We start from the raw sequence: 24,221 nt of genomic DNA, 5'->3' as shown, positions 1-24,221 counted from the left end.
CATTTTTAGGATACTTCCTCTTGATTAATCATGAGTCTTAAATCTTTAACAAATATATTCAACTTAAAAATAAGCGATTGGCTAAAACTCAATTTCCACTTTTTATTTAGTGACTATTTTGGTTTTCTTTGCAACCAAAATAGTCACGCAAATATTAACAGACTCAGTTTATTGCCTTTTTTTAAACAAACCAAGTATTAAGCAACGCTAAAAAGGCTGCGGCCTTGGCGTGTCGTTATTTGAAGGCGGAAGAATCGGCAGTTTAATATCCGGCTGCTCGCCAGTCAGCGTTTTTAAAAATGCCACGATGCTATCAATTTCTTTTTTATTGAAATCGCGATCAAGCTGTATTTTCCCCATTATTTTGACAGCTTCTTCCAGCGTCCAGACTGCGCCATCATGGAAGTATGGATATGTCATCTCGATATTGCGTAATGTAGGTACCTTAAATACATTCAAATCTGTATCCTTTCCAGTTACCGCTTTACGGCCTTCAATTTTACTCTCTGTTTTATAGGGATGATAAACGCCGAATTTCTGATAAAGCGTACCGCCAATGGCAGGTCCATTATGACAACCCGTACAACCGCTGCTTTTAAACAGTTTGTATCCTTCAAGCTCCTGTTTATTCAGCGCATTTTTGTCACCTTCCAACCATTTGTCAAAACGCGACCCGGGGGTTACCAATGTTTCTTCAAACGCTGCAATCGCAGTGGTTACCCGATCAATATCTACCTTATCGGAACCAAATGCCTTTTCAAATTTGGCTCTATATTGCGGTATTGAATTTAAAACACTGACAGCAATCTCATGTGTAGAAGCCATTTCTCCTGGATTCGCAATCGGTCCACCTGCCTGTTCTTTTAAATCTTTAGCGCGGCCATCCCAAAACTGTGCCAGATTCATACTTGCATTTAAAACAGTCGGCGCATTTATCGGGCCTTGTTGCCAAGCATGTCCGATCGAAGTTGGAATATTATCTGTACCGCCCATACTCAGATTATGGCAGGAATTACAAGAAATCCAGCCAGATTTGGAAAGACGCGGATCAAAAAACAGCATCGTGCCCAATTCAACCAGATCAGGATTTTTTGGTTTTACAGCATTAATTGGTTGTATCGGTTCATTATTAGCTGACACATTGATCGAGGTGACAAGCGTGCCAATTGATAGCAACGTAACCACCAGTGTACGTATCATCATCGATTTTCTCCCTAAAAAAACGGCTGTTAACGGCGCAGCCGATTACGCCAGATGAAGCTTCAATAAAAAAAGAGCAGTAATCCCCTTATTACTCCTCTATTTCTGCTGATTTCATATATGGATCACAATTATACTGGCTTCATTTTTTGCATAGTCAAAAAATAAAAGTTAATTCTGCACTAACACAGTACTTATTTAGTAGAAACCTTTTCCGGATTCGAATACAACAGGCTTGATAACTCAGTCAACGCCTGTTTATACACTTTGCGTTTAAATTCAACGACCGAATCTAGTTCGACCCAGTATTGATTCCATCGCCATGCATCAAATTCCGGATGCGCACTTTTACGTAAAGACACATCGCTGTCTCTTCCTATTAAACGTAGCAAATACCAAATTTGCTTTTGTCCTTTATAGTTTCCACGCCATTCACGCCTTATCCATTTTTCCGGGACTTCATAACGCAACCAGTCACGTGTGCGCCCTACAATCTTAACATGGTCAGGCAGCAAACCAACTTCCTCGGTCAGTTCCCGATACATGGCTTCCTCAGGACTCTCTCCTGATTTAATTCCACCTTGCGGAAATTGCCAGGAATTCTGTCTAATTCGCTTACCCCAGAAAACCTCATTTTTTGAATTCAGCAGAATAATACCGACATTAGGGCGATATCCATTGCGGTCAATCATATTAATAACCCATTTGACCTATTAATAGTAGAGAGGATTTTTTCATACTTTGTTGTAGATTAAAAGTATCTTGATGATAAAAACACTTTCCCTTTCCCAATTTTAGATAGCTTACTATATTTTACTATTAATATAAATGAGACTAAATCATACTCGGCCAAAGATTTCAAGGTAGAATTCCTCACTTTTTAATCATAATGGAATCAAGCATGCGCGTCTCACAATTTTTTATTTCAACACTCAAAGAAGCACCTGCTGAAGCGGAACTGATCAGTCACAAACTCATGTTACGCGCCGGATTGATTAAACGTTTAGGCAGCGGTTTGTATACATGGATGCCCCTCGGCTTAAGAATTTTACGCAAAATTGAAAAAATTGTCCGGGAGGAAATGGATAATAGCGGCGCCATAGAACTGCTCATGCCCGCCATCCACCCTGCTGAATTATGGCAAGAAACGGGAAGATGGGATGTTTTTGGTCCACAAATGCTCAAAATAAAGGATCGACATGACCACAATTTTTGTTTTGGTCCAACGCATGAAGAGGTTATCACCGATGTTATTCGCAGGGAAATCAACAGTTACCGCCAGCTACCTTTGAATTTTTATCAAATTCAAATCAAGTTCAGGGATGAAATCCGTCCACGTTTTGGGGTTATGCGCGCACGTGAATTTCTGATGAAAGATGCCTATTCTTTTCATATCGATGCTGAAAGTTTAGAAGAAACCTACCAACTGATGCACCAGACTTACAGCCGGATATTTACCCGTATAGGTTTAAATTTTCGCGCGGTTGCCGCCGATACCGGCGCAATCGGCGGCAGTGGTTCACATGAATTTCATGTTTTAGCTGATTCAGGTGAAGATGCCATCGTGTTCTGTCCGGATTCAGACTACGCAGCCAACATCGAGCTCGCTACATCTAAGTTACCCGTTCAACCAACTGAAGAACCCGCAGCCGAAATTCAGAAAGTCCTTACGCCAAATCAGAAAACCTGTGCGGATGTCGCCTGTTTTCTCCAAATTCCAATCCAAAAAACAGTTAAAACCCTTGCAGTTACTGCAAATAATTCAGTGTATTTATTATTGCTGCGTGGAGATCACCAGCTCAATGAGCTCAAAGTTCGAAAAATTCCTTTTCTGACCGATTTTGAAATGGCCAGCGAAGACATTATTCTCAAGGAAACGGGTTCCGTCCCCGGGTATATTGGCCCTGTTGGATTAAAAACGGAGATTATTGCAGATCAAGCAGTCATTAACATGCAGAATTTTGCTTGTGGCGCTAACGAAGAAGGTTTTCATTTCAAGCACGTTAATTTCGGCCGCGATCTAAAAAAACCGGTTCATGTCTATGATATCCGTAATGTACTTCCCGGAGAACTGTCACCTGACGGCAAAGGAGAACTGGAAATTTGCCGCGGCATTGAAGTAGGCCACATTTTCAAGTTGCACACCAAATACTCTGAAATTATGAAAGCTGATTTCCTTAATGAACAGGGGCAAACACAAAAGATGGAAATGGGCTGTTATGGCATCGGTATTTCACGCATTGTTGCCGCAGCCATAGAGCAAAATAACGATGATCACGGCATTATTTTTCCAGCAGCCATGGCGCCATTTCAACTGGTCATTATCCCCATCGGCATGCATAAAAGTGAGCAGGTGAAACTTGAAGCCGAGAAACTTTATAACAGGTTTGTAGATGCCAACATTGAAGTGCTGCTTGACGATCGTAATGAACGACCAGGTGTCATGTTTGCTGACATGGAGCTTATCGGTATACCGCATCGTATCGTAATTGGTGAACGCGGATTGAAACAGTCATCAGTAGAATATAAAGGACGAACCGATCAAAATGCGCAGACGATTTCCCTGGATGAAATTAACGCATTTATCATCGCAAAACTATGTACAAATTAACCATTATCGTATTATTTCTAGTATTTCCAATCACAACATCTGCAAATAGCCAACGTTATGAACAGCTCATCGTCAGCACGCAGATTTTTACCCAAACTGAAATCAACGACAGGGCTGTAACCCACCAAGAGTACGCCAAACTGGCCACTGACAACACCTGGCTTGCGACAATGAGCGAACGATTAAAACGATTCAAACCGAATCAACAGGCACGTGAATCTTTTTTACGCACGGTTTACTACGAAGCCGCACGTGCAGGACTTGATCCACAGCTCGTACTCAGTGTAATTCAAGTAGAAAGCGGTTTCAGAAAATACGCCATCTCGCATGCGGGCGCACGCGGCTATATGCAGATTATGCCTTTCTGGACGGAAGCAATCGGCGATGAAAAACATAATCTTTTTCATCTACGCGTTAACCTGCGTTATGGCTGCATGATTCTAAGGCATTATCTCAATAAGGAAAATGGTGACTATTTCCGTGCCCTCGGCCGCTACAATGGCAGTCTTGGACAACCTACCTACCCACAACTTGTTTTCAATTTATGGCGAAAAACGTGGCACTACCCAAACAAAATCGTCTAGTTTCACTTTTTTTCACGAATGGCATTACCGAGTATTGATAAATGTTTCAATACTTTCGCGCGTTACAAGTCCAAGCTTTCTTGCGGCCGGTTTACCTTCCGGGTCAAAAAAATAGGTACTGGGCAGCATAGAAATATCATCGAGCTGTGAAGCAATACGCCTGTTGCCAAGAATGGTTGGGTAAGTAATCGACATGGACTCGACAAACGCCATAACCACGCTGGGATCGGAAAACTCCATAGCGACTCCAATCACCATTACATCGTCACGGTCTTCGTACAGCGCAATCAAATCAGGAATCTCTTCCAAACAGGGCGGACACCAGGTTGCCCAGAAATTGATAATAACCCAGCGTCCTTTATAATCAGCCAGTGTATGGATTCTTCCATCCGTATCCTGAAACTGAAAAGCTTTTGCTTCTATTGTTAGCATCAACATTATTACGCCAAATAGAAAACCGATTTTCCGTCCAAGCATGCGCAGTATTTTCTTCAAGTTAATTAAAGTCAACAAACAATTTTCGAAATTCCTTTTCGCAAACGATAACGCGAATTAAATAACATGTGCAAAATGAACGCCTTATCGCTTGTTAGACTTGAGGGTGTGCACGTTCAAGTTTATTGTTTAATTTATTCAAGGCACTCAGATAAGCCTTTGCGGAAGCGACGACAATGTCAGTATCCGCGCCATGACCATTGACAATACGGTTGGATTTTTGTAAACGCACGGTTACTTCTCCTTGTGCATCGGTTCCGCTGGTAATATTGTTTACGGAAAAGAGCTGTAGCTGCGCTCCGCTTGTTAACAGCTGTTCGATAGCGCGAAAAGTTGCATCAACGGGACCGCTGCCTTCGGATTCAGCCTGCATTTCATTTCCCTCATCGGATATCACAATACGTGCGTAGGGAATTTCACCGGTTTCACAATGAATGGTCAGCGACTGCAATCGATAGCGTTCCTGCAACACGAGCACTTCGTCTGAAACCAAGGCATGTAAATCTTCATCGAAAATTTCATGCTTTTTGTCTGCCAGTTCCTTAAACCGAACAAACATATTATTGAGCATTTCTTCAGAGTCAAATTCGATACCCAGTTCCTTTAAACGACTGCGAAATGCATTGCGGCCGGAATGTTTGCCGAGCAATAATTTGTTCGCACCCCAGCCCACATCTTCAGCACGCATAATTTCATAGGTTTCACGATGCTTTAACACCCCATCCTGATGAATACCTGACTCATGCGCAAATGCATTGGCGCCCACGATTGCTTTATTGGGCTGCACTGGAAAACCGGTAATGCCAGAAACCAGTTTGCTGGCGGGCACAATATGTTTGGTATCAATTCTCGTGTCACAAGGAAAATAGTCCTGGCGCGTACGCACCGCCATTACGATTTCTTCAAGCGAAGCATTACCGGCCCTTTCCCCAAGCCCATTGATAGTACATTCAACCTGACGCGCCCCATTCATCACCGCCGACAAGGAATTGGCCACAGCCAGTCCCAGATCGTTATGGCAATGTACGGAAAAAATCACTTTATCAGAATTCGGTATGCGTTCACGCAATGTACGGATTAAACTGCCGAACTGCTCTGGCATGGTATAACCAACCGTATCCGGAATATTCAGCGTAGTCGCTCCGGCATCGATCACTTTTTCAAGAATTCTACACAAAAAATCGATTTCCGAGCGCCCCGCGTCCTCCGGTGAGAAATCAATATCATCGGTATATTCACTCGCCCATTTTACTGCTTTAACCGCTTGTTCGATAACCTGCTCAGGAGACATGCGCAACTTGTTTTTCATATGAATGGGTGAAGTTGCAATAAACGTATGTATACGTGCAGGTCCTGTATCTTTTAGCGCCTCACCAGTCCGCCTGATATCGGATTCAATTGCGCGTGCAAGGCCGCAAACAATACTCTCCTTGACCGATTCGGCAACAGCTCTAACGGCTTCAAAATCGCCATTAGATGCAGCAGGAAAACCCGCTTCAATAACATCTACCCCCATACGTTCCAACTGCCATGCAATACGAACCTTTTCCTCTTTCGTCATGGAAGCCCCAGGACTTTGCTCACCGTCACGCAGCGTCGTATCAAAAATAATCAAATGTTCTTGCATATATGCTCCACTTCTGGAAGAAATACCCGATCGAAATAAAACTCAAATTGAGCTTTATAATTTAGAAACTGAAAGGAAAGTTGTGGTTTACTTACTTATCGCGCGCAAGGCGCAGCAGCCGCATCAGAACGAATGGGGCCAAACAATAATAATGCGAGAGAAATAATGAACTATACATAAGGCCGCAATATAAATATTTTTTTTATTTTGTGCAATAGCTATTATGAAGAATTTACAGGCTCACTTTCTTTCTATTCTTATTAAAACGCCACAGCTTAATAATATAACCCGAGAGTGCATAACCGGCAAAAATACAAAATAAAACCACCGGCGGATGGCTCGGAATCAATACAAAAAAGAACAGTACTAATAACAAAATAGTTACAAATGGCACGCGTCTTTTCAAATTGATTTCCTTACCACTATAAAATGGAATATTACTGACCATACTCAAGCCAGCAAATAGTGTAACAATCAATGCAAGCCATTTGATATCCGTACCTACAATCTGAAAATTCAACATCAGCCATACCAGGCCTGCAATAAGCGCTGCAGCGGCAGGACTCGGCAATCCTTGAAAAAACCGCTTATCGATGACATTAATATTGACGTTAAAGCGCGCCAGTCTCAGCGCAGCACAAGCACAATAAATAAATGCAGCAATCCAGCCCCATTGTCCCATTTCTTTAAGTGCCCATTCATACATAATGAGCGCGGGCGCCACACCGAACGAAACCATATCCGACATGCTATCGTATTCTGCGCCAAATTCGCTTTGGGTGTGCGTCATTCTTGCAACACGGCCATCAAGACCATCAAGAACCATAGCAACAAAAATAGCAATGGCGGAATGCTCAAAATTGCCATTCATGGCTTGTATAATCGCATAAAAACCAGAAAATAAGGCAGCTGTTGTAAACAGATTGGGCAATAAATAAATGCCGCGACGCCGCAAACGGGAATGTGCTGCAGTTTGTTCGGATTGCGATTCAGACATGATGTTATTTTTCAATAAGATAGCTTGAAAACTGTAACGCTACATATTTCGGGGAGCGAAATCAAAATTGATAAAAATAATTATTATGCCGCAATACAGTTTTCAATAAGATGACAGAATAGAGCAATGAACGCAATAGCTTATCGCCAATCAAATCAGATGATAAAAAAGGAAATACAATTGATTCACTAAAAAAAGCGTTTCCTTCGGTATTGCACTATTTTCTTAATTCAGCTAGAACTGTTGTTGTCGCATAAACTTTATCGCCAATATTGACATTAATTTTTGTTTCCAGTGGCAAATACACATCAACACGGGAACCAAAACGTATAAAGCCGAACCGTTGTCCTCGAGTCAAATGATCTCCGGGTAACACATTACATAAAATCCGTTTGGCAATAAGGCCGGCCACCTGTACGCAGGTAACATCCGAACCGTTATCGGTTTTTATCCATAGTGCATTGCGTTCATTCTCCAACGAAGCTTTCGGCAAGTCCGCGTTAATAAATTTCCCTGAAAAATACCATTTGTCACGGACATTACCATCAACCGGACTGCGATTGGAGTGCACATTGAAAACATTCATAAAAACACTGACTTTAACGGCATCGCGTTTTAAGTAGGGATCATGTACTTTTTCAACAGCAACAATCCGCCCATCAGCCGGTGACAAAACCGCATTCGGAACGGATGGAATTTCACGGGGTGGATCACGAAAAAACTGCAAAACAAAAACTGCAATCAGCCAGAAAAAAACTGCCCATGTAAAACCGGCATAGATGTTAACCAGCAAGGCCGTTAAGAAAGCAGCCGCAATAAATGGCCAACCTTCTTTCGCGATCAATGGATGCGGGTAATTAGACATAAATTGTGTTATTTAAAAAAGCATAAAATTAATAAGGAATATTGATTCCAAACCATTGTTATCAATTAGTTCTTGTCTTGATCAACCAATTGATTCTTCTTGATCCATGGCATCATACTGCGTAATTGAGCACCGACTTGTTCGATCTGATGTTCGGAAGCAAGTCGGCGACTTGATTTCAACATCGCAGCACCAGATTGGTTTTCCAGAATAAATTCACGGGCGTATTCACCGGTCTGTATCTGACGCAGTATTTTGCGCATTTCTGCTCTTGTCTCATCAGTAATAATTCGCGGCCCTCTGGAAATATCACCATACTCGGCGTTGTTCGAAACCGAATATCGCATATTGGCGATACCGCCTTCATAAATCAGATCCACAATCAGTTTAACTTCGTGCAGACACTCAAAATATGCCATCTCTGGCGCATATCCCGCTTCAACCAGGGTTTCAAAACCGGTTTGAATCAGCGCTGTCAGCCCGCCGCACAAAACAACCTGCTCGCCAAATAAATCCGTTTCGGTTTCTTCCCGAAAACTGGTTTCAATCACACCGCCTTTAGTGCCACCATTTGCAGCTGCATACGATAAAGCTACGTCGCGTGCCCTGCCTGATTTATCCCGATGTACTGCGATTAACGATGGCACACCGCCGCCTTGTAAATAAGTCGAGCGAACCAAATGCCCAGGACCTTTGGGCGCAATCATGATGACATCCAGATCCGCACGCGGCGACACCTGACCATAATGAATATTAAAACCATGTGCAAAAGCCAACGTTGCATTTTGTTTCAGTCCTGGTTCGATTTCATTGGCATAGACTGATGCAATCTGCTCATCGGGCAACAATACCATGATCACATCTGCATCCGTAACCGACTCAGCAACCGTTTTAACGTTTAATCCTGCTTTTTCGGCTTTCCCCCAAGATGCACCGTCCTTTCTCAGACCCACAGTCACCTGCACACCGGACTCGCTCAAATTATTGGCATGCGCATGACCTTGCGAACCATATCCGACAATGGTAACTTTCTTGCCTTTGATCAAGGATAAATCTGCATCTTTATCATAATAAACTTTCATCATTTTCCTTTATACTGTGTTGAGATCAGAAAAAAGCATACTACTAAATTCCTGATCCCGAAATTCAAGACTTAGATTTTTAAAAATCGGGATTATACCTTTAAAACCCAATCTCCGCGTCCAATGCCTGACGCGCCAGTTCTAACCGTCTCTAATACCGCACTGCTTTCCAATGCCTCCAGAAAGGCATCGAGCTTTGAACTCGTCCCTGTTAGCTCAATCGTATAGGATTTGTCCGTCACATCAATAATACAACCCCTAAAAATATCGACTAATCGTTTGATTTCGTCACGACCGGTACCGATTGCTCTAATTTTTACCAGCATAAGTTCGCGTTCGATATGGTTACCATCTATCAAGTCAATTACTTTGACGACTTCGATAAGCTTGTTGAGTTGCTTGGTGACCTGTTCAATGACTTCATCCGAGCCTGTCGTCACTAAAGTCATGCGGGATAACGTTGGGTCTTCAGTCGGCGCCACTGAAAGTGATTCAATATTATATCCGCGCGCAGAGAACAAACCCGCCACACGTGACAAAGCGCCTGCTTCATTTTCCATTAATAGTGAAATAATATGTCGCATTTCTTTTACACCAGAATCATTTCTGAGAGACCTTTACCACCCGGCACCATTGGAAAAACATTCTCAGTCTGGTCGGTAATAAAATCCAAAAACACCAACTGATCCTTGAGTTTAAATGCTTCTTTCAACGCGCCTTCAACATCTTCAGGTCGTTCTATTTTCATGCCGACATGACCATAGCTCTCGGAAAGTTTAATAAAATCAGGCAACGCATCCATATAAGATTCTGCATATCGATTGCCATGAAAAAATTCCTGCCATTGCCGGACCATGCCCATATAACGGTTATTTAAATTGACTATTTTTAAGGGCAGCTTATATTGCCTGCATGTCGACAATTCCTGTATGCACATCTGAATACTCGCCTCGCCTGTTATGCAGGCGACTTTTCCTTTGGGATTGGCAAACTGCACGCCCATCGCGGCTGGCATCCCAAAACCCATGGTGCCCAATCCACCCGAATTAATCCATCGCCGCGGTTTGTCAAATTTATAAAACTGTGCAGCCCACATTTGATGCTGACCCACATCCGAGGTAATAAATGCATCGCCTTTGGTAATTTCATAAAGTTTTTCAACAACATACTGCGGCTTTATAATACTGCTTTGCCGATCATACTTCAGACAATCCCGTTCACGCCATAAATCGATCTGTTTCCACCACTCATTTAAGGCCGTCTGATCCGGTTCTTCCTTGGTGTTTTTCAGAATTTTAATGAGTTCTCTCAAAACATCCGGAACATTTCCAACGATGGGAATATCCACTTTTACACGCTTCGAGATAGATGATGGGTCGATATCAATATGAATGATTTTTCTGTTTTCATTAGAAAAATGCTTGGGGTTGCCAATAACACGATCATCAAAGCGTGCACCAATTGCAATCAACACATCGCAATACTGCATCGCCATATTGGCTTCATAAGTTCCATGCATTCCCAGCATACCGATAAATTGTTTGTCGGTAGCCGGAAAACCGCCCAGCCCCATTAAGGTATTGGTACAGGGAAAATTCAAACTCTTTGTTAACTCGGTTAGCAGTTTGGCCGCATCACTGAGAATAACGCCTCCCCCGGTATAAACAACCGGTCTTTTCGCCTCTAAAATTAACTCTGCCGCTTTCTTAATCTGTTTCAAATTGCCTTTGATGACCGGATTATATGATCGCATCGAAACCTTTTCCGGATAAGAAAATGCAGTCTTTTGTTGCGTAACATCTTTGGGGATATCTACAAGCACCGGACCTGGCCGCCCTGTTGAAGCAATATAAAATGCTTTTTTTATGGTCGCAGCCAATTCACTGACATCACTAACGAGAAAATTATGTTTCACGCAGGGCCGGGTAATTCCGACTGTATCTACTTCCTGAAAAGCATCCAGGCCAATGGCGTTAGTAGGAACCTGCCCACTGATTATGACCAGAGGTATAGAGTCCATATATGCTGTCGCTATGCCTGTAACCGCATTGGTTACACCGGGACCCGAAGTAACCAACGCCACCCCGACTTTATTACTCGAACGCGCATAACCATCTGCCGCATGCACCGCCGCTTGCTCATGTCTGACTAAAATATGTCTTACTTTGTCCTGTTTGAACAGTTCATCGTAGAGAAACAGTACCGCCCCGCCCGGATAGCCGAAAATACAATCAACTCCCTCTTCTTGCAAACAGCGTATTGTTATTTCCGCTCCGGTTAATTCCACACTCATGCTTTTTGCATCCCAAAATCAAATTCAATCAAAAAATAAGTTTACGACAACATGAAATTTAAAATTGTCAATTTCCCGTTCCACCCACAGTCAAACCGTCAACGCGCAGCGTAGGTTGCCCCACGCCAACAGGCACACTTTGGCCGTCCTTCCCGCATGTTCCAACGCCTGGATCCAATGCCATATCATTACCAATCATGGTTACGCGGGTCAGCACATCAGGTCCGTTACCAATCAATGTCGCCCCTTTTACCGGGTAGGTGATTTTACCATTTTCAATCCGGTATGCTTCTGCCGCTGAAAAAACAAATTTACCGCTAGTAATATCCACCTGCCCGCCACCAAAATTGGCGGCATATAATCCATTTTTTACAGAAGCGATAATTTCTTCCGGTTCCAAGTCGCCATTATGCATATAGGTATTAGTCATTCGCGGCATCGGAATATGCGCAAACGATTCACGACGCCCGTTACCCGTAACCGGCAAATTCATCAAGCGCGCATTCAAGCTGTCTTGCATATAACCCTTGAGTATACCGTTCTCAATGAGTGTCGTACATTGCGTGGGATTTCCTTCATCGTCAATATTCAAGGAACCTCTTCTGTTGGCAATGGTGCCGTCATCGACGACAGTAACGCCCGGTGCAGCCACCCGTTCGCCCACACGTCCCGAAAAAGCCGAACTGCCTTTGCGGTTAAAGTCGCCTTCGAGGCCATGGCCGATAGCTTCGTGCAATAAAATACCTGGCCAGCCATTGCCAAGCACAACCGTCATTGTACCAGCAGGCGCAGGGCGCGCATCCAAATTGTTCACCGCTTGATGCACAGCTTTCTCAGCATAGTCGCGTAAAATCTCATCGGTAAAATAACTGTAATTAAAACGCCCGCCCCCACCGGCTACACCTTGCTCACGACGTTCATTTTCTTCCGCAATCACCTGCAATGATAATCGCACCAGTGGTCTGACATCTGCGGCGAGCACGCCGTCGCTGCGCGCCACCAGAACAACTTCATATTCACCCGCCAGCGATGCCATGACTTGAATCACGCGGGAGTCCATAGCGCGCGCATATTTCTCAAGTTTTTCCAGTAAAGCGACCTTATCCGAATCCCTTAAACTGACTATAGGATCTTCAGGCAAATACAGCAAAGATTTTTTTTCAATCTCAGTGTCTCTACCTACATTAACAGACTGCCCTCCACCCTGATTTGCAATGGCGCGAGTCGCTTTAGCAGCCGATTCCAGCGCCGCCATACTGATATCGTCAGAGTACGCAAAAGCCGTCTTTTCCCCGCTGATTGCGCGAACACCGACTCCCTGTTCGATATTAAAGCTGCCTGATTTAACAATACCTTCTTCCAGCACCCAGCCTTCGGAACGGCTATACTGAAAATACAGGTCCGCATAATCTATTTCATGCGTCAGAATCTGTCCAAAAACCTGTTGCAAACCGTTTGCATCGATATCATAAGGCGATAACAGGCAACGATTGGCTATCGTATAAAAATCACCTGTTGCAGTCATGGTCTCAGTATTCATATGTTCTCATTCAGACAATTTGATGCAGATCGTTCACGGATTGATTGTTTAACCGGCAAGACAAAATCCATCATCAACAATCCAATCTGCGATGCTTCAGCGCAGGCAAACTCGCACGAATCCGGGCCTGATATGCCGGGTCCATTTTAGCCACTACCGCACCTGAACCACGCGGCATACGCTTTACCACAGCGCCCCATGGATCGACTATCATGCTGTCACCATTTGTTTCGCGACCATTGACATGATATCCACCCTGCGCTGGCGCTATAACGTAAGCAAGATTCTCAATGGCGCGCGCACGAACCAGAACCTCCCAGTGCGCTTTACCGGTAACTGCCGTAAACGCAGCAGGCGCGAGGATAATGTCAACGTTTTCCATCTTGCGATAGAGTTCAGGAAAACGTAAATCATAACAGATAGAAAGCCCGATACGACCAAAAGGCGAATCCAATGTTACGATCTTTGTACCTGGCATGATCGTTTTATCTTCAGCATAATTTTCATGGCCCATGCTCAGACCAAACAGGTGAACCTTGTCATATCGTGCAACCTGTTTCCCATCGTCAGCATAAACCAAACAGCTATTGTAAACCTTATTTGGATCAGGAGACACCAGCGGCACGGAGCCGCCCACCAACCATATTCCATACCGTTTGGCCGTAACGCTGAGAAAGTTCTGAATAGGTCCATTTCCGGCCTGTTCCATTACTGAAAGCTTATCGGAATCTTTCATTCCCATGATACAAAAATACTCCGGCAAAACGACAAGCTTGGCGTGTTGTGAAACAGCATCTTCAATATGGCGGGCCGCTTCTTCAAGATTCGCATCGACATCGGGTCCGGAAGCCATCTGTATAGCGGCAACATAAAACCCGTCATCATTTGCGGATATAATCTGATTATTATTCTTTAGATTGCTAGACATTGATTAAAAAATTATTCTTTAAATTTACGTTACGCAAACAACTTTTTTATTACAATTGATCTTTCATATTATTCAACCACCGTACTCTATTTCTACCTATTTCTATTGCATCTGTTCACTTCACGATTACCGACCAATACACTATGGTTTCACCGTGAAACAACAACAAGCACGAATTCTAACATTTACTCCGGCTTGATTCTATTTTCAATTACTTTATGCCAATATTGAAGAATTTAACAGGCTTACCAATACACCATGAACACGACAGATCAGATTTGCGATAAAACAGTTGAATGGGCGATATCTTACAGCCGGTATGTTCAACGCATACTCGCAAGCGATCCGTCACAAAAAGAAGTCTTGCTTGGCAATTTGTCCCGTCCCTTTCAGAAAGCGGAAATGTTGAATTTTCTGCAAAGCCACGTACACACGATCAATCATGAAACCGAATTAAACAGCGTATTACGCAAACTGCGCAAGCTCGTCATGCTGCGATTGATTGTTCGTGATATCAGTGGCTATGCAGACCTAAAAGAAGTCATGGCAACCATGTCTGATCTTGCAGATATCAGCATTAATTTTTCCCTTGAATACCATGAAAAATGGCTGACTCAACCGGAACAATTCGGTATTCCAATTGGAAAACTACATCACGCAAGGCAACACCTGTTGATTGTCGCCATGGGTAAACTGGGCGGCCGTGAACTCAATGTCTCGTCCGATGTCGACTTGATATTTGTTTATCCGGAAGACGGGAATACCAATGGTCAGAAATCCATTTCCAATCACGAATTCTTTGCACGTCTTGGCCGGAAATTAATTGCCAGCTTAAGTGATTATACGGTTGATGGTTATGTTTTCAGGGTTGACATGCGTTTACGCCCGCATGGTGAAATGAGTCCGCTTGCCATCAGCTTTGACATGCTCGACGAATATTTCAAAACCCAGGGACGCGAATGGGAGCGCCATGCCTGGATTAAAGGACGCGTGATTACCGGACAAGCGCACTCGGCCAATGCATCCAGATTGATGGAAGAAATTGTCAGGCCTTTTGTTTTTCGGAAATATCTTGATTTCGACGCCTATGAATCCATGCGCAGCTTACATACGCAACTGCGCAAGGAAGTTGAACGGCGCGAAATGCACGACAATATTAAATTGGGTCCGGGCGGCATTCGGGAAATTGAATTCATTACCCAGGTATTTCAATTGATCCGGGGTGGTCGGGACGTTGATTTATATATCCGCCCAACACTGGTTGTTTTACAGCTTCTGAGAAAAAAACAACAACTCTCCAATCAAACGGTTACTGAGCTTACCAGTGCTTATCATTTTTTACGCAAACTCGAGCATCGCTTACAGTACCTGGATGATCAGCAAACGCAGACACTCCCCAGAAACCTGGACGATCAGAATCTCATAGCCCGCTCCATGGATTTTGAAAATTACGACAGCTTTTTGCAAGTGCTCGATGTCCATCGAATGAATGTGACCCGTCATTTTGAATTAATACTTGCGGCGCCAAAAAAATCACCCTCACATGACATTCTCGCCCATCTCTGGCAAACACAAATCAAGGATACTGCAAAAACAGAAGCGGCGACATCACAATTGAGCACACTGGGTTTTGACGAACCGGTAAAAATATCCGACCGTCTAGAACAATTTTACCGGAGTTATACATACCATCAGTTACCGCAATCCAGTCAGAAAAAAATCAACTTGCTGATACCCATTCTCATCGAAGTAATTGTTCAATTCCCACCGGTTGAGAATACACTTGAACGTATGTTGAAACTGTTGGAAATCGTCAGTACTCAAAAAACTGACCCGGCCTCGTATTTAACGCTATTATCGGAACATCCGGATACACTGCCACGCATTACAAAACTGGTCAGCATCAGTCAATGGGCAAGCAATTATCTGGGCAGACATCCCATTTTGCTTGACGAACTCCTGCGTCACAAGGAACCCAACCCGCTACCTGACTGGACTGCACTTAAAAATGACCTGATTGATCAACTTAATCATGTCAACAAACCAAAAAGTGACGTAATTGGGTGGCAAATGGACCATTTACGTCACTTTCAACATGCGCAAGTTTTCCAATTATTGGTCAGTGACCTGGAAAACGCACTTAAACTGGAAACATTAAGCGATCATTTGACCGCATTGGCCGATTTGATTCTGGAAACTGTTCTGGACCTCGCCTGGGCCGGAATGAGAACGCATCACCGTCCGGCACCTCAATTTGCCATTATTGGTTACGGCAAGCTTGGCGGCAAAGAACTTGGCTATGCTTCTGATCTGGATATTATTTTCCTGTATAACGACGACCATCCAGACGCATCGGAAAACTACATCCGGCTGGTGCAAAGCATTAATTCATGGCTAAACAAACATACTTCAGCCGGATTGCTTTATGCCACCGATTTACGGCTGCGGCCCAATGGAAACAGTGGGTTACTGGCCCACTCAATAGAAGCTTTTGCCCAGTATCAACGCAATCAGGCCTGGGTCTGGGAACACCAGGCATTGACGCGCGCCCGATATGTCGCAGGCGATCAAAAAGTTGCACAAGCATTTGAAAACACTAGAAAAGAAATACTTTGCCAGCAGCGCGATTTAATACAGCTCAAACAGGACATCCTGTCCATGCGTGAAAAAATGCATGATGCCCATCCCAATTCATCCACACAATTTGACATCAAACATGATCGTGGCGGCATCATCGATGTAGAATTCATCGTGCAGTATCTTGTCCTGGGTTACTCGAGTAAATATCCTGAATTAACAGGCAATATCGGCAATATCGCGTTATTGAAACTGGCCGCAGAATTAAGTCTGATCTCAAAACAGAACGCCGAAAAAACGCGCTCCGCCTATCGTGAGTTCAGGCGTATTCAGCATCGCCAACGGCTTAACAGCGACAGCGATTTATCCGGAACAACGACTACAGACGATATATTTCAATCACTTACCCACAAAGAAAGCGAACAGTTAAATCATGATCGCATCGCTGTCATTGCGTTATGGGAAGAAGTTTTTGGTACTTAATTACAGCTTCAATCGCAAAAATTTGTTGAGAAATTATATTCAACCAAAAACTGGCACACTTCATGCTTAAGATAACATACACATATCAAATGTGAAAAAATTAACTTTTAGGAGATTAAACATGCAAAAAGCACAAAAAGGTTTTACATTGATCGAATTGATGATCGTTGTTGCCATTATCGGTATTTTGGCAGCGATCGCGGTTCCAGCATATCAAAATTACACATTGAAAGCACGATACACTGAAGTTATCAATGCTGTATCTGCCGTCAAAGCTGGCGTTGAGGTCTGCGTACAATCAGGTAATTGTTTTGATGCTACAGGTCCAGCTGTACAAAACGCGGCATTTCTCGCTTTTGGAGATATTCCAGCACAACCAATTGCCACCAATATCTTAGCAAGTGTTGCTCTTGGAGCCACCGGTGTAATAACAGCCACAGCCACAGCTAATCAAGGTTTAGCAGGTGAAACTTATATTCTTACTCCAACACCTGATGCACAAGGCAAATTAACATGGGCAGTCACGGGAACATGCAGAACTCGCGCAGCTGGTCCAATTTGTTAATTAGGCAAAAAAACTTAAGAAAAGCACCTCAGTAAATCAGGGGTGCTTTTTTATTTATAACCTATGCAACAGAATCAATAATTAAGATTATTAAAGCGACTTGAGTGAGAACATGTTATCTAACGCTTTATACATAAGTTCATCCATAATCTATCAAGGTTAATTTTTTCAAAACCCCTGCAACAATCTCAACATCCGGGTTAAAATACGCGTCATGACACAACCGTATAACCCAGCAGAAATCATCCGCCCTGAAGTTATAGCACTCAAGGCTTATCATGTACCTCCTGCAACCGGCATGATCAAGCTCGATGCCATGGAAAACCCTTATACCTTGCCTTTGCCGCTGCAAAACGAAATCGCCGGGCTTGCCCAAAATGCGCCGATTAACCGCTACCCGGACCCTAACGCAACCGATCTCAAAGCTGCACTTAGAAAAGCATTGGCTATTCCGGACACAATGGATTTAATGCTCGGCAATGGTTCGGATGAAATTATCCAGATTATCGCCATGGCGACAGCCAGACCCAATGCTGCGTTGCTCAGTGTTGAACCCGCGTTCGTCATGTTTCGCATGATTGCAATATTCGCCAATATGGGCTACATCGGGGTGTCATTAAAAACTGATTTTTCGCTGGATCTTGACGCCATACTGGGTGCCATAGAACAGCACAAGCCCGCCGTGATATTCCTTGCCTACCCCAACAATCCGACTGGCAATTTATTTGACGAAACGGCTATCCTGAAAATTATTCAGGCAACACCCGGTATTGTGGTGATCGATGAAGCCTATCACGCATTCGCGGGCACCAGTATCATCGACAAGCTTGAGCAATATCCGAATCTATTGCTCATGCGCACGCTCTCCAAGTTAGGGCTTGCGGGTTTAAGACTGGGCATGCTGATTGGCCGCCAGGAATGGCTTTCCGAGTTTGAAAAACTGCGCCTGCCGTATAATGTCAGCGTCATGACGCAACAAATTACGCAGACTGTATTGCATCATATGGATGTATTGCAGGAACAGGCCGATCAAATAAAAATTGAACGCACAAATCTGCTTGCACAGTTAAAATCGACAAATAACCTGGAAATTTTCCCATCCGATGCCAATTTCATTTTATTTCGTGTCAATAACGCGTCGGAAATATTCCAGAAACTTAAACAAAACCGGATATTGATTAAAAATCTTGATGGCACGCACGCCTTATTGGATAATTGCTTACGCGTCACCGTAGGCACAGCTGAAGAAAATGCACAATTTCTGTCAACGCTGCACATAATTTTGAGTGAAAACGCGTAGAAAATCTATTAGAATCTGATTTGTTGAATCCAAGAATCTCGTCCCTACATATCTCACTATAACCCTAAACACTGCGTTATGCGTCAGGCACAAGTTACACGAAATACACTGGAAACCCAGATCACGGTTAATCTGAACCTGGATGGCAAAGGAAAAGCCGTTCAGGATACCGGCGTTCCCTTTCTCGAACATATGCTCGATCAGATCGCCCGTCATGGCATGCTGGATTTTGAAATCACGGCAAAGGGCGATTTGCATATTGATGCGCATCATACGGTTGAGGATATCGGCATCACACTAGGTCAGGCGTTTATACAAGCTGTAGGCGACAAAAAAGGAATTCGAAGATATGGTCATGCGTATGTACCGTTAGATGAAGCGCTGTCGCGTGTTGTCATTGATTTGTCCGGACGCCCTGGTCTTGTTCTCAACGCCGATTTTACGCGTGGACGCATCGGTGATTTTGACGTCGACTTAATCAGTGAATTTTTTCAGGGGTTTGTTAATCATGCGTTGGTCACCCTGCACATCGACAACCTGACAGGAAAAAATGCACACCATCAGGCAGAAACCATTTTTAAAGCATTTGGGCGCGCACTGCGCATGGCGATTGAGCACGATCCGGCAGCCACTGGAATAATTCCATCAACAAAAGGCACGCTATAAACTAATCCTGTTTCTCTCCCTTATTCCATATGACTGACATAGCAATTGTTGATTACGGCATGGGCAATCTGCGCTCCGTACATAAAGCACTGGAACATGTTGCCCCAGGCATTTCTGTCGCCGTAACGAGCGACCCCTCTGTAGTTGATAAAGCAGAACGCGTTGTCGTGCCAGGACAAGGGGCAATGCCAAACTGCATGCATGAATTAAGAACGCGAGGATTGCAGGATGCAGTCGTACAGGCAACCCGCAGTAAACCTTTTCTGGGCATTTGTATCGGCTTGCAAATGTTATTTGAGGAAAGTGAAGAAGGTCATGTAAAAGGACTGGGAATTCTCCCCGGCAAGGTTGTTCATTTCGATGCAAAAACCATGACCACACCCGAAGGCAAAAAACTTAAGGTACCGCATATGGGTTGGAACCAAGTCTATCAGGCAATTGATCACCCCTTGTGGGAAGGCATACCCAAAGATGCCCGTTTTTATTTTGTACACAGCTATTATGTTGACACACCGAATACTGCTGTTATTGCTGCTCAAAGCAAATACTCCTTTCCATTTACCTGCGCGGTTGCAAAGGACAACATTTTCGCGGTACAGTTTCATCCTGAGAAAAGCCATATGGCTGGATTAACACTGTTGCGCAATTTTACACAATGGACGCCATGCATCTAGAATCGATCTACACAGTAGACTTGAACAATACGAATTTCATTCAATCATTAATCAAATTAAGCCATGCTGATTATTCCTGCGATAGATCTTAAAGATGGACATTGTGTTCGCCTGAAACAGGGCATCATGGAAAAAGCCACGGTGTTCTCGGAAAATCCGGGCGAGATGGCAATACATTGGTTAAACCAGGGTGCGCGGCGGCTGCATCTGGTCGATTTGAATGGTGCCTTCGCCGGAAAACCAAAAAATAAAAAAGCAATTCGTGAAATTGTTCAAGCGATTGACGATCAAATTCCGATTCAATTGGGTGGCGGTATTCGCGATCTGGACACCATAGAAAACTACCTAGACGAGGGCGTGAGCTACATCATTATTGGAACAGCCGCTATCAAGATACCTGGTTTTTTACATGATGCCTGCAATGCATTTCCCGGCCATATTCTGGTTGGCCTCGATGCCAAGGATGGCAAGGTAGCTGTTGACGGCTGGTCCAAGGTAACCGGGCATGATGTTATTGATCTGGCAATTAAATTCGAAGATTATGGCGTTGAAGCGATTATATACACCGATATAGGCCGCGATGGCATGTTAAATGGCGTCAATACCAAGGCGACTGTCGATTTAGCCAAAAAACTGACAATTCCAGTCATCGCAAGCGGCGGAATTACAAACCTGGATGATGTAAAGCTATTGTGTTCGATCGAGTCCGATGGCGTCATGGGCGCTATAACCGGACGCGCCATCTATGAAGGCACACTCGACTTTAAAGAGGCCCAGGCTTTAGCCGACAAGTTAAGCCAAGATGCTGACACCTAAGAGACTGCGCAGTAAACGCCGATCTAAGCGTATTCCATTTTTTAACAACTATTTCACCATAGGCTTTTAACGCATGGGCCTTGCCAAACGTATTATTCCTTGTCTGGATGTCACCAGTGGGCGTGTTGTAAAAGGAATCAACTTTATCGAATTGAGAGACGCCGGAGACCCGGTTGAAATTTCGCGCCGGTACGACGAACAAGGCGCAGACGAATTGACATTTCTCGATATTACTGCCAGCTCGGACGATCGCGACCTGATTCTGCATATTATTGAAGAGGTTGCATCACAAGTATTCATTCCGTTAACTGTCGGTGGCGGCGTGCGTAAAGTTGAAGATGTGCGCAGATTACTCAACGCAGGCGCCGACAAAGTCAGCATTAACACGTCGGCTGTTTTAAACCCGCAACTGGTTGCCGATGCTTCTGGCCATTACGGCGCTCAGTGTATTGTTGTCGCAATTGATGCCAAACAAGTTGAAACACAGGACAACACGCCGCGATGGGAAGTCTTTACCCATGGCGGGCGTAAAGAAACCGGCCTTGAAGTCATCGCATGGGCAAAAAAAATGGAACAACTGGGTGCAGGTGAAATTCTGTTGACCAGTATGGACAGAGACGGCACCCGAAACGGATTTGATCTCGCATTGACACGCGCCGTGTCTGATGCCGTTGATATCCCGGTTATTGCCAGCGGCGGTGTCGGCAATCTGGATCATCTGGTTGACGGAATTTTAAAAGGTCATGCAGATGCTGTACTTGCCGCCAGCATTTTCCATTATGGAGAATTTACCATTCAGCAGGCCAAACAGTGCATGGCCGAACATGGCATAGAAGTACGTTTGTAGTGTTAGAATACGCTACAAAAGAACCCATTTCCATTTATCTAAAGAAAAATTATGCCCTCGACTTGGCTAAGTGAAATCAACTGGTCGGATGACGGACTTGTTCCGGCGATTGCACAGGACGCTGACAGCGGCAAAGTATTAATGGTCGCGTGGATGAACCGTGAAGCGCTGAAATTAACGGTAGATAAAGGCGAAGCGGTTTACTGGTCGCGATCCCGCAAGAAACTCTGGCATAAGGGTGAGGAATCCGGCCACACACAAAAAATAAAGGCTATCCGTCTCGATTGCGATGGAGATGTTTTATTATTGGATGTTGAGCAAACCGGTGGCATAGCCTGCCATACTGGCAGGCAAAATTGCTTTTTCAGAAAACTGGAACATGAGCAATGGATTATTACTTCACCCATCCTCAAAAACCCGGATACAATTTACAAAAAATGACGCACTTAAACATACTGCATCGCTTATCGGAAACTATAGCGGCGCGCAAACAGGCAGATGCAGACAGTTCGTATGTCGCCAAATTATTGCAGGGCGGACAAGACAAAATTCTCAAAAAAATAGCGGAGGAATCTGCTGAAACGCTTATGGCTTCAAAGGATGGTGATGCGCAACATGTTATGCGCGAAACAGCCGATCTTTGGTTCCACTGCCTGATTCTGCTTGCTCATCATGGATTAACTTCGGAAGATGTGTTGAAAGAACTGGAAAAACGTGAGGGTGTATCGGGTATTGCTGAAAAAGCATCACGAAAAACAGGATAAACAAACCATGGATAACTGTATTTTTTGCAAAATTCTACAGGGTGAAATTCCGGCACAAAAAATCTATGAAGATGACGACGTTATTGCCTTTAACGATATTCATCCTGCAGCACCGGTACATTTTTTGATTATACCCAAACTGCATATCCCATCACTCATGGAATGTGAGAAAACCCACCAGCAAATCCTTGGAAAAATGCTATTATTAGCACCAACGATTGCGAAAGAACAAGGTTGTACAGACGGTTTTCGAACAATTATCAATACTGGTCGAGTCGGCGGACAAGAAGTTTTTCATTTGCACATTCATATTATCGGCAGTAAAGAACGCCTGCCCGCGATGATCCATAAAAACTAGTATAGTTCCATTTATAGAGGAGAGCATAATGGGCACATTCAGTATTTGGCATTGGATAGTCGTATTAATAATCGTTGTTTTGGTATTTGGCACCAAAAAACTGCGCAATCTTGGCGGTGATCTCGGCAGTGCCATTAAAGGTTTTAAGGAAGGTATGAAAGATGATGCCCAAACTGAAAACACCGCTACTCAGAATTCAAATCCGGATAGCTTGACTTTTGATGACGACACCAAAAATACAGCGCACTCCTTTAAGGAAGCCGTCAAGAAGCAAGATACAATGACCGCATCCGAATCTATACATACGGCGGATACTAATGCGACAGCAAAAAGCACAAGCGAAGAAAGCGCGCAGAAATCCGGCAACAACAATCAAACCAGCGGCAATGCGTCCAAGGAAAACACATAATCCGGAACATAATTCTTACGGTGCAATCGAGACCGGGATAAAATCAATATCCGCAGCATTGATGCACCTAAAAGCATACTTCATTAGCACAGAGTATCATGTTTGATATCAGTTTCTTTGAAATCATGATCATATCGATGATTGCATTGATCGTCGTGGGTCCAGAACGGCTACCGCAAGTAGCGCGCACTCTCGGTCACTTGATGGGCCGGTGCCGGCAATTTATTTACAGTGTCAAAACAGATATTCACAATGAAATACGCATGGAAGAACTGAAAAATATGCATAACACCATGCAGGAAACCGTGCATTCGATAGAAAACTCTGTTCGCAAGGAAATCAATGAGATTCAATCAATTTCGGATATCGAATCTCAGCAAAAAATAACCGATACAGGACCCGTGACAGCCAGCATGAAACCAGAAAGCGACGCATTGCCAGAATCATCGGAAACCAGACACAAACCATCTGACAAAAACAATTCGTCATTACCACAGTAAGCTATGTGCACCTTCCGGCCAATCTTGATCATGAAATCAG

Annotated in this window: 25 protein-coding genes; 14 read left to right on the top strand and 11 right to left on the bottom strand. The window is 43.9% G+C overall.

Annotation, left to right across the window (positions count from 1 at the left end):
- Positions 1-207: 207 nt before the first annotated feature.
- Positions 208-1,203 carry a cytochrome-c peroxidase gene (locus MRK00_11855; protein MDR4518064.1) on the bottom strand — a complete coding sequence of 332 codons (996 nt, stop codon included), beginning with the start codon at positions 1,201-1,203 and terminating at the stop codon, positions 208-210.
- A 191-nt stretch (positions 1,204-1,394) separates the two neighbouring features.
- Positions 1,395-1,892, bottom strand: coding sequence for an RNA pyrophosphohydrolase (locus MRK00_11850; GenBank protein ID MDR4518063.1), 498 nt, complete (start codon positions 1,890-1,892; stop codon positions 1,395-1,397).
- A 209-nt stretch (positions 1,893-2,101) separates the two neighbouring features.
- Here MRK00_11850 and MRK00_11845 point away from each other — a divergent pair, with 209 nt between their 5' ends.
- Positions 2,102-3,811, top strand: a complete 1,710-nt coding sequence (locus MRK00_11845) for a proline--tRNA ligase (GenBank protein ID MDR4518062.1) — start codon at positions 2,102-2,104, stop codon at positions 3,809-3,811.
- Positions 3,799-4,395, top strand: a complete 597-nt coding sequence (locus MRK00_11840) for a lytic transglycosylase domain-containing protein (GenBank protein ID MDR4518061.1) — start codon at positions 3,799-3,801, stop codon at positions 4,393-4,395. Before MRK00_11845 ends, MRK00_11840 begins: the two co-directional genes overlap by 13 nt.
- A 24-nt stretch (positions 4,396-4,419) precedes the next feature.
- On the opposite strand, the gene MRK00_11835 is transcribed toward MRK00_11840, so the two are convergent.
- The 9 genes from MRK00_11835 to MRK00_11795 form a co-directional block, all read right to left on the bottom strand.
- Positions 4,420-4,833, bottom strand: a complete 414-nt coding sequence (locus MRK00_11835) for a TlpA family protein disulfide reductase (GenBank protein ID MDR4518060.1) — start codon at positions 4,831-4,833, stop codon at positions 4,420-4,422.
- Between the two features lie 151 nt (positions 4,834-4,984).
- On the bottom strand, positions 4,985-6,517 hold the full coding sequence (locus MRK00_11830; GenBank protein MDR4518059.1) for a 2-isopropylmalate synthase: 1,533 nt from the start codon (positions 6,515-6,517) through the stop codon (positions 4,985-4,987).
- A 232-nt stretch (positions 6,518-6,749) separates the two neighbouring features.
- Positions 6,750-7,514, bottom strand: a complete 765-nt coding sequence (gene pssA / locus MRK00_11825; protein MDR4518058.1) for a CDP-diacylglycerol--serine O-phosphatidyltransferase — start codon at positions 7,512-7,514, stop codon at positions 6,750-6,752.
- 217 nt (positions 7,515-7,731) lie between these two features.
- A complete protein-coding gene (locus MRK00_11820; GenBank protein MDR4518057.1) occupies positions 7,732-8,379 on the bottom strand; it encodes a phosphatidylserine decarboxylase in 648 nt (215 codons plus the stop codon).
- 65 nt (positions 8,380-8,444) lie between these two features.
- Positions 8,445-9,461, bottom strand: coding sequence for a ketol-acid reductoisomerase (ilvC, locus tag MRK00_11815; protein MDR4518056.1), 1,017 nt, complete (start codon positions 9,459-9,461; stop codon positions 8,445-8,447).
- A gap of 92 nt (positions 9,462-9,553) precedes the next feature.
- Positions 9,554-10,045, bottom strand: a complete 492-nt coding sequence (gene ilvN / locus MRK00_11810) for an acetolactate synthase small subunit (GenBank protein ID MDR4518055.1) — start codon at positions 10,043-10,045, stop codon at positions 9,554-9,556.
- A 5-nt stretch (positions 10,046-10,050) separates the two neighbouring features.
- The gene (locus MRK00_11805) at positions 10,051-11,754 is read right to left on the bottom strand and encodes an acetolactate synthase 3 catalytic subunit (GenBank protein ID MDR4518054.1); all 1,704 of its coding nucleotides are present in this window, start codon (positions 11,752-11,754) and stop codon (positions 10,051-10,053) included.
- A gap of 67 nt (positions 11,755-11,821) precedes the next feature.
- On the bottom strand, positions 11,822-13,294 hold the full coding sequence (tldD, locus tag MRK00_11800) for a metalloprotease TldD (GenBank protein MDR4518053.1): 1,473 nt from the start codon (positions 13,292-13,294) through the stop codon (positions 11,822-11,824).
- A 73-nt stretch (positions 13,295-13,367) separates the two neighbouring features.
- Entirely contained in the window at positions 13,368-14,222 is an 855-nt protein-coding gene (locus MRK00_11795; protein ID MDR4518052.1) for a carbon-nitrogen hydrolase family protein, read from the bottom strand.
- A gap of 258 nt (positions 14,223-14,480) precedes the next feature.
- On the opposite strand from MRK00_11795, the gene glnE reads away from it, so the two are divergent.
- From glnE to tatB, 12 genes are all read left to right on the top strand, one after another.
- Entirely contained in the window at positions 14,481-17,282 is a 2,802-nt protein-coding gene (gene glnE, locus MRK00_11790; GenBank protein ID MDR4518051.1) for a bifunctional [glutamate--ammonia ligase]-adenylyl-L-tyrosine phosphorylase/[glutamate--ammonia-ligase] adenylyltransferase, read from the top strand.
- A 121-nt stretch (positions 17,283-17,403) separates the two neighbouring features.
- Positions 17,404-17,847, top strand: coding sequence for a prepilin-type N-terminal cleavage/methylation domain-containing protein (locus MRK00_11785; protein ID MDR4518050.1), 444 nt, complete (start codon positions 17,404-17,406; stop codon positions 17,845-17,847).
- Between the two features lie 214 nt (positions 17,848-18,061).
- Positions 18,062-19,147 (top strand): histidinol-phosphate transaminase, encoded by a 1,086-nt coding sequence (gene hisC, locus MRK00_11780; GenBank protein MDR4518049.1) that lies wholly within the window; start codon positions 18,062-18,064, stop codon positions 19,145-19,147.
- Between the two features lie 78 nt (positions 19,148-19,225).
- Positions 19,226-19,813 carry an imidazoleglycerol-phosphate dehydratase HisB gene (hisB, locus tag MRK00_11775; protein MDR4518048.1) on the top strand — a complete coding sequence of 196 codons (588 nt, stop codon included), beginning with the start codon at positions 19,226-19,228 and terminating at the stop codon, positions 19,811-19,813.
- 29 nt (positions 19,814-19,842) lie between these two features.
- A complete protein-coding gene (gene hisH, locus MRK00_11770; protein ID MDR4518047.1) occupies positions 19,843-20,487 on the top strand; it encodes an imidazole glycerol phosphate synthase subunit HisH in 645 nt (214 codons plus the stop codon).
- Between the two features lie 63 nt (positions 20,488-20,550).
- On the top strand, positions 20,551-21,303 hold the full coding sequence (gene hisA, locus MRK00_11765) for a 1-(5-phosphoribosyl)-5-[(5-phosphoribosylamino)methylideneamino]imidazole-4-carboxamide isomerase (GenBank protein ID MDR4518046.1): 753 nt from the start codon (positions 20,551-20,553) through the stop codon (positions 21,301-21,303).
- Between the two features lie 73 nt (positions 21,304-21,376).
- Complete coding sequence (gene hisF / locus MRK00_11760; protein ID MDR4518045.1) at positions 21,377-22,150, top strand: imidazole glycerol phosphate synthase subunit HisF; 774 nt, start codon at positions 21,377-21,379, stop codon at positions 22,148-22,150.
- A 51-nt stretch (positions 22,151-22,201) separates the two neighbouring features.
- The gene (hisI, locus tag MRK00_11755; GenBank protein ID MDR4518044.1) at positions 22,202-22,591 is read left to right on the top strand and encodes a phosphoribosyl-AMP cyclohydrolase; all 390 of its coding nucleotides are present in this window, start codon (positions 22,202-22,204) and stop codon (positions 22,589-22,591) included.
- Entirely contained in the window at positions 22,588-22,914 is a 327-nt protein-coding gene (locus MRK00_11750; protein MDR4518043.1) for a phosphoribosyl-ATP diphosphatase, read from the top strand. Before hisI ends, MRK00_11750 begins: the two co-directional genes overlap by 4 nt.
- A gap of 7 nt (positions 22,915-22,921) precedes the next feature.
- Positions 22,922-23,272, top strand: coding sequence for a histidine triad nucleotide-binding protein (locus MRK00_11745; protein MDR4518042.1), 351 nt, complete (start codon positions 22,922-22,924; stop codon positions 23,270-23,272).
- A gap of 28 nt (positions 23,273-23,300) precedes the next feature.
- Complete coding sequence (tatA, locus tag MRK00_11740) at positions 23,301-23,681, top strand: Sec-independent protein translocase subunit TatA (GenBank protein ID MDR4518041.1); 381 nt, start codon at positions 23,301-23,303, stop codon at positions 23,679-23,681.
- 98 nt (positions 23,682-23,779) lie between these two features.
- Positions 23,780-24,181, top strand: coding sequence for a Sec-independent protein translocase protein TatB (tatB, locus tag MRK00_11735; protein ID MDR4518040.1), 402 nt, complete (start codon positions 23,780-23,782; stop codon positions 24,179-24,181).
- Positions 24,182-24,221: the final 40 nt, after the last annotated feature.

Source organism: Nitrosomonas sp., assembly GCA_031316255.1.
Lineage (GTDB): Bacteria > Pseudomonadota > Gammaproteobacteria > Burkholderiales > Nitrosomonadaceae > Nitrosomonas.
This window is presented reverse-complemented; position numbering and strand designations above follow the sequence as displayed.

Excerpts from the sequence above, each read along its gene's own strand:
- MRK00_11855 (MDR4518064.1), bottom strand. The coding sequence starts at position 1,203 with ATGATGATACGTACACTGGTGGTTACGTTGCTATCAATTGGCACGCTT.
- MRK00_11850 (MDR4518063.1), bottom strand. The coding sequence starts at position 1,892 with ATGATTGACCGCAATGGATATCGCCCTAATGTCGGTATTATTCTGCTG.
- MRK00_11845 (MDR4518062.1), top strand. The coding sequence starts at position 2,102 with ATGCGCGTCTCACAATTTTTTATTTCAACACTCAAAGAAGCACCTGCT.
- MRK00_11840 (MDR4518061.1), top strand. The coding sequence starts at position 3,799 with ATGTACAAATTAACCATTATCGTATTATTTCTAGTATTTCCAATCACA.
- MRK00_11835 (MDR4518060.1), bottom strand. The coding sequence starts at position 4,833 with ATGTTGATGCTAACAATAGAAGCAAAAGCTTTTCAGTTTCAGGATACG.
- MRK00_11830 (MDR4518059.1), bottom strand. The coding sequence starts at position 6,517 with ATGCAAGAACATTTGATTATTTTTGATACGACGCTGCGTGACGGTGAG.
- pssA (MDR4518058.1), bottom strand. The coding sequence starts at position 7,514 with ATGTCTGAATCGCAATCCGAACAAACTGCAGCACATTCCCGTTTGCGG.
- MRK00_11820 (MDR4518057.1), bottom strand. The coding sequence starts at position 8,379 with ATGTCTAATTACCCGCATCCATTGATCGCGAAAGAAGGTTGGCCATTT.
- ilvC (MDR4518056.1), bottom strand. The coding sequence starts at position 9,461 with ATGAAAGTTTATTATGATAAAGATGCAGATTTATCCTTGATCAAAGGC.
- ilvN (MDR4518055.1), bottom strand. The coding sequence starts at position 10,045 with ATGCGACATATTATTTCACTATTAATGGAAAATGAAGCAGGCGCTTTG.
- MRK00_11805 (MDR4518054.1), bottom strand. The coding sequence starts at position 11,754 with ATGAGTGTGGAATTAACCGGAGCGGAAATAACAATACGCTGTTTGCAA.
- tldD (MDR4518053.1), bottom strand. The coding sequence starts at position 13,294 with ATGAATACTGAGACCATGACTGCAACAGGTGATTTTTATACGATAGCC.
- MRK00_11795 (MDR4518052.1), bottom strand. The coding sequence starts at position 14,222 with ATGTCTAGCAATCTAAAGAATAATAATCAGATTATATCCGCAAATGAT.
- glnE (MDR4518051.1), top strand. The coding sequence starts at position 14,481 with ATGAACACGACAGATCAGATTTGCGATAAAACAGTTGAATGGGCGATA.
- MRK00_11785 (MDR4518050.1), top strand. The coding sequence starts at position 17,404 with ATGCAAAAAGCACAAAAAGGTTTTACATTGATCGAATTGATGATCGTT.
- hisC (MDR4518049.1), top strand. The coding sequence starts at position 18,062 with ATGACACAACCGTATAACCCAGCAGAAATCATCCGCCCTGAAGTTATA.
- hisB (MDR4518048.1), top strand. The coding sequence starts at position 19,226 with ATGCGTCAGGCACAAGTTACACGAAATACACTGGAAACCCAGATCACG.
- hisH (MDR4518047.1), top strand. The coding sequence starts at position 19,843 with ATGACTGACATAGCAATTGTTGATTACGGCATGGGCAATCTGCGCTCC.
- hisA (MDR4518046.1), top strand. The coding sequence starts at position 20,551 with ATGCTGATTATTCCTGCGATAGATCTTAAAGATGGACATTGTGTTCGC.
- hisF (MDR4518045.1), top strand. The coding sequence starts at position 21,377 with ATGGGCCTTGCCAAACGTATTATTCCTTGTCTGGATGTCACCAGTGGG.
- hisI (MDR4518044.1), top strand. The coding sequence starts at position 22,202 with ATGCCCTCGACTTGGCTAAGTGAAATCAACTGGTCGGATGACGGACTT.
- MRK00_11750 (MDR4518043.1), top strand. The coding sequence starts at position 22,588 with ATGACGCACTTAAACATACTGCATCGCTTATCGGAAACTATAGCGGCG.
- MRK00_11745 (MDR4518042.1), top strand. The coding sequence starts at position 22,922 with ATGGATAACTGTATTTTTTGCAAAATTCTACAGGGTGAAATTCCGGCA.
- tatA (MDR4518041.1), top strand. The coding sequence starts at position 23,301 with ATGGGCACATTCAGTATTTGGCATTGGATAGTCGTATTAATAATCGTT.
- tatB (MDR4518040.1), top strand. The coding sequence starts at position 23,780 with ATGTTTGATATCAGTTTCTTTGAAATCATGATCATATCGATGATTGCA.